The following is a 15,385-nucleotide window of genomic DNA, read 5'->3' on the forward strand; positions in this document are numbered from 1 at the left end:
GGGCACGTTCTTTAAACATTTAAATTTTATCGTATTCATCTTTAATATCACCAACAATATTTTCAAGAATGTTTTCCATCGTAATCATCCCTATAGTACGTTGCTTATCATCTAAAATGAGTGCTATGTGGATTTGATTAGCTTTCATTTGTTCTAATACATCATGATATTTGCTATTGTGGTTAAATTTTAAAATATGGCTTGTTATTTCTAAAAGTGAGCCTAAATTGTTAGTTAACAAATCTTTAGCATGAATATATCCGATAATATTATTTTTTGTATTTTCATAAACTGGGAATCTGGAATAGGAAGCTGATTGAACATATGATTTAATTTCATTGACGTCACTTTCAACATTGATTACAGCCATTTTTTCCCATGGGATATAACCATCTTTGATAAGCATTTCATCAAATGCAAAAGCACGATTAATATGTGTTAATTCATTTTCTGAAATTTCGCCACCTTCATGACTTTCTTTAATTAGCATTTTCAATTCTTCTTCTGAATGATATAACTCGCTTTCTTTTGAAGGCTGCATGCCAAATAGTTTTAATACGAACCTAGCTGACCCGTTAAGAATATAGATAAAAGGATAAAATAATTTATAAAACATAATAATTGGTTTGGCTATCATAAGTGTAATGTTTTCTGCTTTTTGTAGCGCTATCGTTTTTGGAGCCATTTCTCCTATAACCACATGTAAATACGTAGCTATCACAAAAGCGCTTATTAAAGTTAATATATGAATCATTGTTTCAGAAAGTCCAATACTACTAAAAAGTGGGTGCAGCAGAAATTCAAATGTTGATTCACCGACCATCCCGATACCTAAGGCCGTAATTGTAATCCCTAATTGACAAGCTGCTAGGTATTCATCTAAATGTGTAACAACTTTTTGTGCAGCTATGGCATTTTTGTTATTGTTGTTTGCTAAAGAATGAATCCGGGATGTGCGCACTTTAACAATGGCAAATTCTGTAGCCACAAAGAAAGCTGTTAGTGCTAGTAAAATAATAAAAGTAAGTAAACTAAAAAAGGTTCCCAAAAATTAATTAATTCCTCCGTTATTTTGAATTTAACCCAAAAAAGGGTTGAAGTAAAATTATATATAAAGTGTAAAGGTATTGCCACTAAAAAGGTGTGAAATTTAAGATTAATAATGTTTTGTCCATTTAATAAAATAGTTACATTTAAAAATGGGGGATTAAATTATTACACGCGCTTAAAACAATCTATAATAACACTTAAATGAACGGTCATTACTTAATATACAAAAAAGGATAGCTCGTTTTCAGAAATGTTTGTATTGAACATTTTGAATTTAACCATCCTTTTTTATAAGTATTTATATAAATAGAAATAATCAAATTGTCATGATTATTACAAAAGAATTTAATCAATCAATAACGTAGGTTGATTAAAAATCGTCGCTTGTAATACGTCCCAACCTATAGCTTATGAGGTAGCCTAACACAACCAAAATAATAGAAACACCCCATGTAACGGCACCGCTTGGCAAACCAGGGAAAACAGCATAAAGCGATCCGACTACAAAGCCAATAATAAGCGCATAAGTTAAGTAAGTATAATAATTTAAGAGATATTGAATCAGTTTACTTGAAAATAAGAAACCAAAAATAATACCCAAGCCTACTGTTAATAGAATAGGTATAGCGTTGAAGTTTAAAGACATAAATTCTGAAATTGAAAACATCACGGTACCATAAACGCCAAACACTAATAGCATAAAGGAACCTGAAATCCCAGGGAGTAACATAGCACTAGAAGCACAAACACCTGCAATAAAATATTTAATAATAAGACCAGTTGATAATTCAAGCGTTTCTCCTGCGTGTTTATCTCCATTATTTAATAAGGTAATAACTACAATAATGACAATGCCTAGTAACATAATTAAGTAATGGGATATATTAAATGTTTCTTTGACTCTTGCGGTTTTAAGTAAATAGGGGATAATACCTGCGATTAATCCTACAAAAAAGAACATCGTCGGTACTGTGTGTTCACTTAAGAGATAGTTAATTACTTTACTCAATAAACCTATGGCGATTACCATACCAAGGCCGATTGGAATCAGAAATTGTAAACTTTTCCAAATTCTTTTTGAAAATATCCCACTAACAGATTGTATAAAATCATCATAGATACCTAGCAATAAAGCGATTGTACCGCCACTAACACCAGGCACTAAATCAGTAGTACCCATCGCAAATCCTTTCCAAAGATTTGACCATTTAAACTGTGACATATCAAAACCCTTTCTATCTAAAATATAATAAAAATAATAGCATAATTTTACGTAGAACTATATTAAAAACAAAAGTAAAGACGAATTAATGATTATAGAATACACTTTGAGAAAAATATCATTGTTGACGTAAAATTGAGTTGAGAACATCATATCTTATATTATCAGTTAATCGATATATAATAGCGTTATCAAAAATAATTGTGTTTTGATAACAATTTTAATTTAGCACTTGAAAAGGTTTATATTCCAAGACAATTACGTTATAATTAGATGATGTAACAAGGGATCAGTCTTTTGACTGTAGATTAAAATTATTATAAACTAGATAGGAAAAACATATCATATAATACGGAGGGAATATGTATGCCATCAACATTAGAAATTAAAGACCTACATGTGTCTATTGAAGATAAAGAGATTCTTAAAGGTGTTAATTTAACAATTAACACAGGAGAAATACATGCAGTAATGGGACCTAACGGTACAGGTAAATCAACGCTTTCATCTGCAATTATGGGACATCCAAGTTTTGAAGTAACACAAGGCGAAGTACTTTTAGATGGTGTTAACGTTTTAGAATTAGACGTTGACGATCGTGCAAAAGCAGGCCTTTTCCTAGCTATGCAATATCCATCAGAAATTACTGGTGTAACGAATGCTGACTTTATGCGTTCTGCTATTAATGCAAAACGTGAAGAAGGCGAAGAAATTAACTTAATGCAATTTATTAAAAAGTTAGATAAAGAAATGGACTTTTTAGATATTGATCAAGATATGGCGCAACGTTATTTAAATGAAGGTTTCTCAGGCGGGGAGAAAAAACGTAATGAAATTCTTCAGTTAATGATGTTAGAACCAAAATTTGCTATCTTAGACGAAATTGACTCTGGGCTTGATATTGATGCATTAAAAGTTGTATCAAAAGGTATTAACCAAATGCGTGGAGAAACATTTGGTTCATTAATTATTACTCACTATCAACGTCTATTAAATTACATTACACCAGATCACGTACACGTTATGTATGGCGGTAAAATTGTGACTTCAGGTGGCCCTGAATTAGCAAAACGTCTTGAAGAAGAAGGTTATGAATGGGTTAAAGAAGAGTTTAACGCGGCAGAATAAGTCTAAATTCATATAAAACATTAATATAGATGAATAGTTAGGTTTTGATTTATACCAATGAATTAAATCATACAATCATCAAATGGGAGGAAAAAAGTATGACGACTGAAACTTTAAACATTTCTGAAGCGCAACTTGTTGAATATTCACAAGCCCATAACGAACCTTCTTGGCTAACTGAATTACGTAAAGAAGCGTTGAAATTAACTGAAACTTTAGAAATGCCAAAACCAGATAAAACAAAAATTACTAGATGGGATTTCGATTCGTTTAAAAAACATGAAACAACAGGTAATATTTATGAATCATTAGAGGAATTACCACATGAAGTTAGAGAGATTATTGATGTTGAAAACACTGAGAATTTAATTATTCAACATAATAATACATTAGCTTTTACAAAAGTTTCGGATTCAGCTCAAAATGACGGTGTTATTGTCGAAGGGCTATCAGAAGCTTTAGTAAATCATCCAGATTTAGTAAAAGCATATTTTATGAATGAAACTGTGACAGTTGATGAACATAGATTAACTGCATTACACACTGCACTCTTAAATGGTGGCGTATTTGTATATGTACCTAAAAATGTAGTAGTTGAACATCCAATACAATACGTAGTATTACACGATGATGAAAATACAAGTTTATTTAACCATGTTATCATTGCTGCAGAAGAAAGTGCTGAAGTGACTTATGTAGAAAACTATTTATCAATTGCTAGTGGAGAAGGTAACCAACTTAATATTGTTTCAGAAGTTACTGCTGGCGCTAATTCAAAAATCACATATGGTTCAGTGGATTATTTAGATAAAGGCTTTACTGGCCATATCATCCGTCGTGGCGTTACTGAAGCAGATGCAACAATTAATTGGGCGTTAGGTTTAATGAATGAAGGTAGCCAAGTTATTGATAATACAACTAATTTAATTGGTGACCGTTCTGAAAGTGAATTAAAATCAGTAGTTATTGGTACTGGCTCACAAAAAATTAACTTAACTTCTAAAATTGTTCAGTACGGCAAAGAAACAAATGGTTATATCTTAAAACATGGTGTCATGTTGGAAGGTGCACAAACGGTATTTAACGGTATTGGTTACATCAAACATGGTGGTACTAAATCAATGGCTAACCAAGAATCACGTGTGCTTATGTTATCTGAAAAAGCCCGCGGAGATGCTAACCCAATTCTACTAATCGATGAAGATGATGTGGAAGCAGGTCATGCTGCCTCAGTAGGCCGTGTGGATCCAGAGCAACTATACTACCTAATGAGTCGTGGTATTTCACGTCAAGAAGCCGAACGTTTAGTTATCCATGGTTTCTTAGACCCTGTTGTAAGAGAATTACCAATTGAAGATGTTCAACGTAAATTGCGTGAAGTAATTGAATTAAAAGTTAATAAATAATGAATGTTAAATAGGATCGAAACCACAGCAAACGCACATTAAGAGAACATGGTCGGTCATTAATACAAATGACGTGTTACATGTACTGACTTAATTTGAGACGTACTGTTATTTTCTTAGTATTTGCTATGGTTTCATTATTGATTTTTAAATAAGAAAGGTCTGTGAATAATTTGACCGAATCACTAAATGTTAACGAAATTATAAAAGACTTCCCTATCCTTAACCAAGAAGTTAATAATAATCGCCTTGCTTATTTAGATACAACTGCAACCAGTCAAACACCAATTCAAGTGATTGACGTTATAGATGATTACTATAAACGTTACAACTCTAATGTCCACCGTGGTGTGCATACGCTTGGATCACTAGCAACAGATGGTTATGAAAATGCACGTGAAACAGTGAGACGTTTCATCAATGCTAAATATTTTGAAGAAATCATTTTCACACGCGGTACAACCGCCTCAATTAATATGATCGCACGTAGCTATGGAGATGCAAATATTAATGAAGGTGATGAAATTGTAGTCACTGAAATGGAACACCATGCTAATATTGTTCCATGGCAACAATTAGCTAAACGTAAGCAGGCATCTTTGAAATTCATTCCATTGACTGAAGATGGTGAACTAGCAATTGAAGATGTAAAAGCGACAATCAATGATAATACTAAAATAGTAGCAATTACGCATGTGTCAAATGTGCTTGGTACAATTAACGATATTAAGGCAATCGCTGAAATAGCGCATGAACACGGAGCAATCATTAGCGTGGATGGTGCGCAAGGTGCGCCACACATAGATTTAGATATGCAATCGCTAGATGTTGATTTTTATAGTTTTAGTGGCCATAAAATGTTAGGGCCTACCGGCATTGGCGTATTGTATGGCAAACGCGCACTGCTGAATGAGATGGAACCAGTAGAATTTGGCGGAGATATGATAGATTTCGTTGAAAAATATGATGCTTCATGGGCAGATTTGCCAACTAAGTTTGAGGCAGGTACACCGTTAATTGCTCAAGCAATAGGCTTAGCAGAAGCGATTCGCTATATTCAAAATTTAGGCTTTGATGCGATACAAGCACATGAACATGAATTGACGGCGTATGCTTACGATAAAATGTCTGAAATTGAGGGTGTTGAAATATACGGCCCGCCTAAAGATAGACGCGCAGGTGTTATTACTTTCAACATGACTGATGTTCATGCGCATGATGTTGCAACTGCAGTAGATACTGAAGGTGTAGCAGTTAGAGCAGGCCATCATTGTGCGCAACCACTGATGAGATGGTTAAATCAATCATCAACTGCACGTGCTAGTTTCTACATTTATAATACTAAAGAAGATATTGATCAGTTAGTTGAGTCCTTGAAGCAAACGAAGGAGTTTTTCTCATATGAATTTTAATAATTTAAATCAGTTGTATCGTTCAGTAATTATGGATCATTATAAAAATCCGAGAAACAAAGGAAATTTAGATAGTGGTGCTATGACAGTTGATATGAACAATCCGACTTGTGGGGATCGTATCCATCTTACGTTTGATATAGAAGATGGCTTCATTAAAGATGCGAAATTTGATGGTGAAGGTTGTTCAATTTCAATGTCTAGTGCTTCAATGATGACAGAAGCTGTTAAAGGGCATTCCTTGGCTGAAGCAATGCAAATGAGTCAAGAATTCACTAAAATGATGCTCGGCGAAGATTATGAAATTAGCGAAGAAATGGGAGATATTGAGGCGTTGCAAGGCGTTTCTCAATTCCCAGCTAGAATTAAGTGTGCTACTTTGGCATGGAAAGCTTTAGAAAAAGGCACAGTTGAAAAAGAAGGCAACACAGAAGATTAATCGATCTTGATACGTTGACATTGTGTAAATTTCCATTCACACTAGATATAACAACAAGATTATGATTGAACATGATTAAAGTATAAACGAGTTTGCCTTGAACGTGAGTCGTTTTAATATATAAAAGGAGTGATTTAAATGGCTAAAAAAGCACCTGATGTGGGAAATTATCAATATGGTTTCCATGACGAAGATGTTTCCATTTTTAGATCAGAACGCGGTTTAACAGAAAATATCGTCCGTGAGATTTCAAATATGAAAGAAGAGCCAGAATGGATGCTTAACTATAGATTGAAAGCATTAAAACAATTCTATAAAATGCCAATGCCACAATGGGGTGGAGATTTATCTGAATTGAATTTTGATGATATCACTTATTATGTTAAGCCTTCTGAGCAAACAGAGCGTTCATGGGATGAAGTTCCTGAAGAAATCAAACGTACATTTGATAAATTAGGTATCCCTGAAGCTGAACAAAAATACCTTGCTGGTGTTTCAGCTCAATATGAATCAGAAGTTGTTTATCACAACATGGAAAAAGAACTTGAAGATAAAGGTATCGTCTTTAAAGATACTGACAGTGCATTAAAAGAAAATGAAGAGCTATTTAGACAGTATTTCTCAACAGTTGTACCTGCTGCAGATAACAAATTCGCAGCATTAAATTCAGCTGTTTGGTCTGGTGGTTCATTCATTTATATACCAAAAAATATCAAATTAGATACGCCTTTACAAGCTTATTTCCGTATCAACTCTGAAAATATGGGGCAATTTGAACGTACATTAATCATTGCTGATGAAGGTGCTTCAGTTAACTATGTTGAAGGTTGTACAGCACCAGTATATACAACAAGTTCTTTACACTCAGCTGTAGTTGAAATTATCGTACACAAGGATGCGCATGTCCGTTACACTACAATTCAAAACTGGGCTAATAACGTATATAACTTAGTTACAAAACGTACATTAGTTCATGAAAACGGTAATATGGAATGGGTTGATGGTAACCTAGGCTCTAAACTAACAATGAAATATCCAAACTGTGTGCTTATTGGTGAAGGCGCTAAAGGTAGTACACTATCTATCGCATTTGCTGGTAAAGGACAAGTACAAGATGCTGGGGCGAAGATGATGCATAAAGCACCTAACACATCATCAACGATTGTATCTAAATCAATTTCTAAAGATGGCGGTAAAGTTATTTATCGTGGTATTGTTCACTTTGGCCGTAAAGCTAAAGGCGCGCGTTCTAATATCGAATGCGATACTTTAATCTTAGATAATGAATCTACTTCAGATACAATTCCTTATAACGAAGTATTTAATGACAATATTTCATTAGAACACGAAGCTAAAGTATCTAAAGTTTCTGAAGAACAATTATTCTATTTAATGAGTCGCGGTATTTCTGAAGAAGAAGCAACTGAAATGATTGTAATGGGCTTCATCGAACCATTTACAAAAGAGCTTCCAATGGAATACGCAGTAGAAATGAACCGTCTAATTAAATTCGAAATGGAAGGTTCTATCGGCTAATTTTAAATAGTTGCTAATGCAATCTATAATCAAATTTAAAAACACGAGTGATGCCATTTTGGTGCCGTATTTTTCGGTATAATCAAATGTACATCACTTCGTGTTTTTTTATATTGATAAGTATATAAAACGTTTTCAAAATTTTAAAATAGCGTTTATTTCATAAAAAATAAGGGAAATAATAAATATCGTTTAAATTTTTACATAATATATAAAGGGAGTTATGCTTATATGATTATAGCCATAATCATACTTTTATTTGCTTCATTTTTCTTTTCGGGAAGTGAAACCGCTTTAACTGCGGCGAATAGAATGAAAATACAAACTGAAGCAGAGAATGGAGATAAAAAATCTGCAAAATTATCAAAGTTACTTACAAAACCTAGTGAATTTATCACTACTATATTAATAGGAAATAACATTGCGAATATTATTCTGCCAACTTTAGTTACTGTTTTAGCCGTGAATATAGGTGTGAATGTCGGAGTTGCTACAGCAATTACGACTGTTGCCATTATCATCATTTCAGAAGTGATACCTAAGTCTATCGCTGCAACTTACCCAGATCGTATGTCTAGACTGGTTTATACCCCAATCTCATTTTTTGTCATAATATTTAAACCAATTACTAAATTATTAAACTGGTTAACTGATATGATCAATAGTCTGCTTTCAAAAGGGCAAGAAGATCAACAACGATTATCTAAAGAAGAAATAAGGCAGATGGTTACAATTGCGGGAAGTGAAGGTGCTTTTAACGAAATGGAACGTAACCGAATTCAAGGTGTCATGGATTTTGAACAATTAAAAATAACAAATATCGATACAACACCGCGTATCAATGTGACTGCATTTTCATCCGATATTTCGTATGAAGAAGCTTATGATACTGTGTTGACTAACCCATATACACGTTATCCTGTTTATGATGGTGATATAGATCATATTATAGGTATTTTTCACTCGAAATATTTGTTAGCATGGAGCAAAGCACAGTCTAATAATATTCTACAATACGCTTCTGAACCTTTATTTGTAAATGAACATAATAGGGCAGAGTGGGTGTTAAGGAAAATGACTGTTTCTCGTAAACATTTAGCCATTGTACTAGATGAATTTGGAGGCACCGATGCTATCGTCTCTCATGAAGATTTAATTGAAGAAATGCTCGGTATGGAGATCGAAGATGAGATGGATGAACAAGAAAAAGAAAAATTAGAAGCACAGATGCAAGCGTACAATAACAAACCATAAATTACAGGAAATAATTAATAAACTTAAAGTGCTATTTGAGATGTTGATTTTAAATAAAGGGGTGTTTGATATGCACTTTTCTTCAAAGGTTACAGAAGTATTAGGTATTAAGTTGCCAATCATCCAAGCAGGGATGGCAGGGAGCACGACACCAGAATTAGTAGCAACTGTGAGCAATAGCGGTGGCCTCGGTACGATTGGCGCAGGTTATTTTACTGCAAATAGATTAGATTCAGAAATAACATACGTTCAAGAATTAACGGATTTACCCTTTGCTGTCAATTTATTTGTACCCAGTGAGCAATTATATGTGCCAGAAAATGTAGAACGTATGAACGCTTGGTTAAAACCTTATAGAAGAGCACTAAACCTTGAAGAACCAGTCATTGATATTAGTGAAGAGCAGCAATTTAATGAAGCGATTAATGTTGTAATTGAAAAAGGGATTCCAGTGGTTTCATTTACTTTTGGCATACCTAAGCAGAGCGTCATTGAAAAGTTGAAAGCGCGTCAAATCACGCTTGTAGGTACTGCGACGTCTGTTGAAGAAGCGATTGCTAATGAAAGTGCTGGTATGGATGCCGTTATCGCACAAGGTAGTGAAGCGGGTGGCCATAGAGGGTCATTCACTGTGACTTCTGGTGATCATACGCCGTTAATTGGCACAATGTCACTTATACCTCAGGTTGTCGATAATGTAAGTATTCCAGTGATAGCTGCAGGTGGAATTATGGATGGGCGTGGCATAGTTGCAAGTATGGTCTTAGGCGCTGAAGCTGTACAAATGGGTACGGCCTTTTTAACTTCAGAGGAAAGTGGCGCATCTACATTATATAAAAATGCGATACAACATAGTAAAGAAACAGATACCGTGATTACTAATGTTTTTACAGGCAAACCGGCTAGAGGTATAGATAATGAGTTCATACATAAAATGGATTATTATGACGATGACATCCCAGATTATCCTATTCAAAATCAATTGACGAATGGTATTCGTAAAGCTGCAGCTCAAAAGGGTAATGCACAATGGACACATTTGTGGAGCGGCCAAAGTCCTAGGTTGTCACAATTTGTATCAGCGTCTGTGCTGATTGACAATATTGTTAAAGAAACACGTAGTATTCTCAATAAATAATTAGTTTAAATATGATTGAATGCACAGTTGCTATTTCTAAAAAGTATAGCAACTGTTTTTATTTTTATATTGAAATAATCATGTTTTTTGAGATTTTATTACGCTTGCTAGAAATTGATTGAAACATTGGAGGAATAAATTTAATCTAGTGAATCTCTTAAAAGATCTATGGTATCATGTAACTGGTGATACTATGATAAATATTGGATTAACGGGTTGGGGTGACCATGATACTTTATATGAAGATTTGCAACGTAAATCAGATAAATTGATTACATATGCGAGCCATTTTCCTATCGTGGAATTAGATGCGTCTTATTATGCTATACAACCTGAAAGAAATATTAGAAAATGGATAAGAGAAACACCAGAAAGATTTGAATTCATTGTTAAAATTCATCAAGCGTTAACATTACATGCAGATTATCATGATTTTGCTGAAACGAGACAGACACTGTTTAATCAGTTTAAAGCGATGTTGGAACCGTTAAAATCAGAACATAAATTAGCAATGGTATTAGTACAATTTCCGCCTTGGTTTGATTGTACTGCACAAAACATCACATATATTCGTTATGTACGAGAACAGTTGAAAGATTTTCCAGTATGTGTGGAATTTAGGCATCAATCTTGGTTTAATCAAACATATAAAGAAGAAACTTTAGGTTTTTTAACAGACCATGACATTATTCATGCAGTATGCGATGAACCACAAGCTGGTCAAGGTTCCATACCACTAATTAATCGCATTACGAATGAAACAGCATTCGTTCGTTATCACGGTCGGAATATATATGGTTGGACTAAAAAAGATATGACAGATGAAGCGTGGAGAGATGTAAGATATCTATATGATTACAACAAGCAAGAACTTACAGATTTAGCGCAAAAAGTTAAACTATTAGAACAAAAAGCTAAAAATATTTACGTAGTGTTTAATAATAATTCTGGTGGTCATGCTGCTCAAAATGCAAAAACATACCAAAAGTTATTAGGTATTGATTATGAAGGCTTAGCACCACAACAATTAAAATTATTTTAGGAGCGATAAAACATGTTAACAATAATCATATTGATTTTAATTGGTGGTTTATCAGCCATCCTAGGATCTCTTGTTGGTATTGGCGGGGGCATCATTATCGTCCCTACATTAGTTTATTTAGGTGTAGAAAATGATCTATTACAAGGTATCACACCTCAAATTGCAATTGGTACATCTTCATTGATTTTGATTATTACAGGATTATCATCAACATTAGGCTATTTGAAAACAAAACAAGTAGACGTTAAAAATGGCTCAATCTTTTTATTCGGCTTATTACCAGGCTCATTAATTGGTTCTATACTAAGCCGTTTTTTAACATTAGATTCCTTTAATTTATACTTTGGTGTCTTCTTGATATTTGTAGCTGTTTTACTCATGATTAGAAATAATATAGAACCAATGAAGATGTTTAATAAACCTAAATATGAACGTACATATGTTGACGGTTATGGTCGAACATATCATTATAGCGTACCGCCAGTTTTAGCATTTATAGCAACACTATTTATCGGTATACTGACTGGTTTATTTGGTATCGGAGGGGGGGCGTTAATGACGCCATTAATGCTTATCGTTTTCAGATTTCCTCCCCATGTGGCGGTCGGTACAAGTATGATGATGATTTTCTTTTCAAGTGTGATGAGCTCTGTTGGGCACATTGCACAAGGACACGTAGCTTGGGTTTATTCGATTGTCTTAATTATCTCTAGTTATATCGGCGCTAAAATAGGCGTGAAAGTGAATCAATCTATAAAATCAAATACTGTCGTTATGTTACTAAGAACAGTTATGCTAATAATGGGACTATATTTAATCATAAAATCATTTTTATAAACTAAGAGGAGGGACCCATGGTGAAATTAACTATTTACCATACAAATGATATTCACAGTCATTTGCATGAGTACGAACGTATTTCCGAATATTTAGCTCAAGAGAGACCCAAATTAGATCATCCCTCGCTCTATTTAGATATTGGAGACCATGTTGATTTATCAGCCCCTGTTACAGAAGCTACGATGGGCATAAAGAATGTTGAACTTTTAAATAAAGCACATTGTGATATAGCGACAATTGGGAATAATGAAGGTATGACTATTTCGCATGAAGCTTTAAATACACTTTATGACAATGCAAAATTTGATGTGACGTGTGCGAATGTTTTTGATGAGCAAGGCCAATTACCGCGTAATATCACCTCATCTATAATTAAAGAAATAAACGGTGTGCGTATATTATTTGTTGCAGCAACAGCACCATTCACACCATTCTATAGAGCACTAGACTGGGTCGTTACTGATCCATTAGAAGCAATTAAAGATGAAATTAGCGCTAATGAAGATGCTTATGACTTATTAATCATTATGAGTCACGTAGGTGTGTTCTTTGATGAGAAATTATGCCAAGAAATTCCAGAAATTGATTTAATATTAGGTAGTCATACGCATCATTATTTTGAAAAAGGTGAAATCAATAATGGTGTTTTAATGGCAGCTGCAGGTAAATATGGCCGTTTTATAGGTGAAGTAACATTAGAAATTGAACACGATACAGTTGTAGATAAACATGCAGTGATTTATCCAGTAGAAACATTACCAGAAGTAGTGACACACTTCGAAGCAGAAGGTAAAGCTTTATTAAGCGACGCGGTCATTGATCATCCGATTAACTTACCAAGAAGAACAGATGTCATAACCCAAACGTCTTATATGTTAGCTGAAAGTGTATTTGAATTTACAAATGCAGACTGCACAATCATCAATGCGGGTTTAATTGTAAAAGGTATTTCAGCCAACCAAGTCACGGAATTTGATATTCATCAAATGTTACCTCACCCTATCAATGCAGTACGTATTCGATTAAATGGTTTAGAATTAAAAAATGTTATTATTAAAAGTCAAAAGCAAGAGTACCTTCATGAACACGCGCAAGGCCTAGGCTTCAGAGGAGATATATTTGGTGGTTACGTTCTATATAATTTAGGGCTGATTGAATCTGAATCAAGATACTTTATTAACGGTGAAGAAATTGAAGACGACAAAACTTATGTGCTTGGCACAGTGGATATGTATACATTCGGTCGTTATTTTCCGACTTTAAAAGAACAATCTATCGATTATTTAATGCCAGAGTTTTTAAGAGATATTTACAAAGAAAAATTACTTGGTTATTAAAATATTACATTTTACGTTTTAATTTAATCCGATTTTCGTTATAATGATTACAGATTTCAAATCAGGAGGAATTGTGCGGTTATGGCTACTAAAAATGAAGAAATTTTACGTAAACCCGATTGGTTAAAAATAAAACTGAATACTAACGAAAACTACACTGGTCTCAAGAAAATGATGAGAGAAAAGAATTTAAATACAGTGTGTGAAGAAGCAAAATGTCCTAATATACACGAATGTTGGGGTGAACGTCGAACTGCTACATTTATGATTTTAGGCGCAGTTTGTACACGTGCATGTCGTTTTTGTGCCGTTAAAACAGGATTACCAAATGAGTTAGATTTAGATGAGCCAGAACGCGTGGCAGAATCTGTTGAATTAATGAATTTAAAGCATGTTGTAATTACAGCAGTTGCGCGAGATGATTTAAGAGATGCCGGTTCCAATGTTTATGCTGAAACAGTTCGTAAAGTGCGCGAGCGTAACCCTTATACGTCGATAGAAATATTACCGTCTGATATGGGTGGCGATTACGAAGCATTAGAAACCTTAATGGCTTCAAAGCCAGATATTTTAAACCATAATATTGAAACAGTTCGTCGTTTAACACCTAGAGTTCGTGCTAGAGCGACTTATGACCGTACTTTAGAATTTTTAAGACGTTCTAAAGCATTACAACCTGATATACCAACAAAATCTAGTTTAATGGTGGGCTTAGGTGAAACTCACGAAGAAATTTATGAAACAATGGATGATTTACGTGCAAATGATGTTGATATCTTAACCATTGGTCAATATTTGCAACCTTCACGTAAACATTTAAAAGTTGAAAAATATTATACACCTTTAGAATTTGGTAAATTAAGAAAAGTAGCCATGGATAAAGGATTCAAACATTGCCAAGCAGGACCACTTGTGAGAAGTTCTTATCATGCAGATGAACAAGTTAACGAAGCTGCAAAAGAAAGACATCGTTTAGGTGAAGAAAAACTTGGTGTAGATTCTAATATTTAAATATAGATATTAAATACAAAGACTTAGTTCATTTTGGAAATTAGCGATGCCCGTTAATTAAATGATGGACTAAGTCTTTATTAGCAATAGAAAAGTTATTTTACTGACTTCTCGTATGTAAGTTTAGTATGGTTTTATTAAAAATAACAATTAGGGTGAATATAATGATAAAAGTGAATAGTTTCTATTTTGAAATTATAGAAGAATACCGAGAATGTTTTGATGAAGAATTATTTGCGCAACGGTACGCAGATATTTTAGATAAATATGATTATATCGTCGGAGATTTTGGATATGACCAATTAAGATTAAAAGGCTTCTATAAAGATTCAAATAAAAAGGCAGAATTGAGTAAACGATTCTCAACGATTCAAGATTATTTATTAGAATATTGCAATTTTGGTTGTCCATATTTTATTTTGAAAAAAATTCCAGAGGATGAAGTGCCATCTCAAATTGAAGATGATGATGACGTTAAATTAACATTTGAAAAAAATAAATTACAAGATGTAAAAATCCAGCCGACGATTCAAGATACAGAAAAATAATAGGATGTTATATTCAAGTATA

Annotated in this window: 14 protein-coding genes; 12 read left to right on the forward strand and 2 right to left on the reverse strand. The window is 33.7% G+C overall.

Translation table 11 applies throughout. The annotated features are described in order from the left end of the window. Positions 1-19: 19 nt before the first annotated feature. Positions 20-1,048, reverse strand: a complete 1,029-nt coding sequence (locus KA894_RS09620) for a hemolysin family protein (RefSeq protein ID WP_096810606.1) — start codon at positions 1,046-1,048, stop codon at positions 20-22. 372 nt (positions 1,049-1,420) lie between these two features. Continuing rightward, positions 1,421-2,272, reverse strand: a complete 852-nt coding sequence (popT, locus tag KA894_RS09625) for a polyprenyl-phosphate transporter PopT (protein ID WP_107644244.1) — start codon at positions 2,270-2,272, stop codon at positions 1,421-1,423. 366 nt (positions 2,273-2,638) lie between these two features. Between popT and sufC the strand changes: the two genes are divergently transcribed. The 12 genes from sufC (at position 2,639) to KA894_RS09685 (ending at position 15,363) form a co-directional block, all read left to right on the forward strand. Beyond that, positions 2,639-3,400 (forward strand): Fe-S cluster assembly ATPase SufC, encoded by a 762-nt coding sequence (sufC, locus tag KA894_RS09630; protein ID WP_096810604.1) that lies wholly within the window; start codon positions 2,639-2,641, stop codon positions 3,398-3,400. Between the two features lie 98 nt (positions 3,401-3,498). After that, positions 3,499-4,806 carry a Fe-S cluster assembly protein SufD gene (gene sufD / locus KA894_RS09635; protein WP_115342335.1) on the forward strand — a complete coding sequence of 436 codons (1,308 nt, stop codon included), beginning with the start codon at positions 3,499-3,501 and terminating at the stop codon, positions 4,804-4,806. A gap of 173 nt (positions 4,807-4,979) precedes the next feature. Continuing rightward, complete coding sequence (locus KA894_RS09640) at positions 4,980-6,218, forward strand: cysteine desulfurase (protein WP_242692894.1); 1,239 nt, start codon at positions 4,980-4,982, stop codon at positions 6,216-6,218. Further along, positions 6,208-6,657 carry a Fe-S cluster assembly sulfur transfer protein SufU gene (gene sufU, locus KA894_RS09645; RefSeq protein ID WP_096810601.1) on the forward strand — a complete coding sequence of 150 codons (450 nt, stop codon included), beginning with the start codon at positions 6,208-6,210 and terminating at the stop codon, positions 6,655-6,657. Before KA894_RS09640 ends, sufU begins: the two co-directional genes overlap by 11 nt. Positions 6,658-6,795: 138 nt before the next feature. Then, positions 6,796-8,193, forward strand: coding sequence for a Fe-S cluster assembly protein SufB (sufB, locus tag KA894_RS09650; RefSeq protein WP_096810600.1), 1,398 nt, complete (start codon positions 6,796-6,798; stop codon positions 8,191-8,193). Positions 8,194-8,424: 231 nt separating this feature from the next. Beyond that, on the forward strand, positions 8,425-9,447 hold the full coding sequence (locus KA894_RS09655; RefSeq protein ID WP_096810543.1) for a hemolysin family protein: 1,023 nt from the start codon (positions 8,425-8,427) through the stop codon (positions 9,445-9,447). A gap of 70 nt (positions 9,448-9,517) precedes the next feature. After that, positions 9,518-10,585, forward strand: a complete 1,068-nt coding sequence (locus KA894_RS09660; protein WP_119488028.1) for an NAD(P)H-dependent flavin oxidoreductase — start codon at positions 9,518-9,520, stop codon at positions 10,583-10,585. Between the two features lie 193 nt (positions 10,586-10,778). Then, entirely contained in the window at positions 10,779-11,627 is an 849-nt protein-coding gene (locus KA894_RS09665; protein WP_103373724.1) for a DUF72 domain-containing protein, read from the forward strand. A 12-nt stretch (positions 11,628-11,639) separates the two neighbouring features. Then, a complete protein-coding gene (locus tag KA894_RS09670; protein WP_096810541.1) occupies positions 11,640-12,464 on the forward strand; it encodes a sulfite exporter TauE/SafE family protein in 825 nt (274 codons plus the stop codon). 20 nt (positions 12,465-12,484) lie between these two features. Continuing rightward, the gene (locus KA894_RS09675; protein WP_096811231.1) at positions 12,485-13,804 is read left to right on the forward strand and encodes a bifunctional metallophosphatase/5'-nucleotidase; all 1,320 of its coding nucleotides are present in this window, start codon (positions 12,485-12,487) and stop codon (positions 13,802-13,804) included. 81 nt (positions 13,805-13,885) lie between these two features. Further along, on the forward strand, positions 13,886-14,815 hold the full coding sequence (gene lipA / locus KA894_RS09680; RefSeq protein ID WP_096810540.1) for a lipoyl synthase: 930 nt from the start codon (positions 13,886-13,888) through the stop codon (positions 14,813-14,815). 164 nt (positions 14,816-14,979) lie between these two features. Beyond that, positions 14,980-15,363 (forward strand): YutD family protein, encoded by a 384-nt coding sequence (locus tag KA894_RS09685; RefSeq protein WP_115342334.1) that lies wholly within the window; start codon positions 14,980-14,982, stop codon positions 15,361-15,363. Positions 15,364-15,385: the final 22 nt, after the last annotated feature.

The sequence above is a fragment of the Staphylococcus sp. GDY8P131P genome (assembly GCF_017891975.1).
In the GTDB taxonomy this organism is placed as follows: domain Bacteria; phylum Bacillota; class Bacilli; order Staphylococcales; family Staphylococcaceae; genus Staphylococcus; species Staphylococcus nepalensis.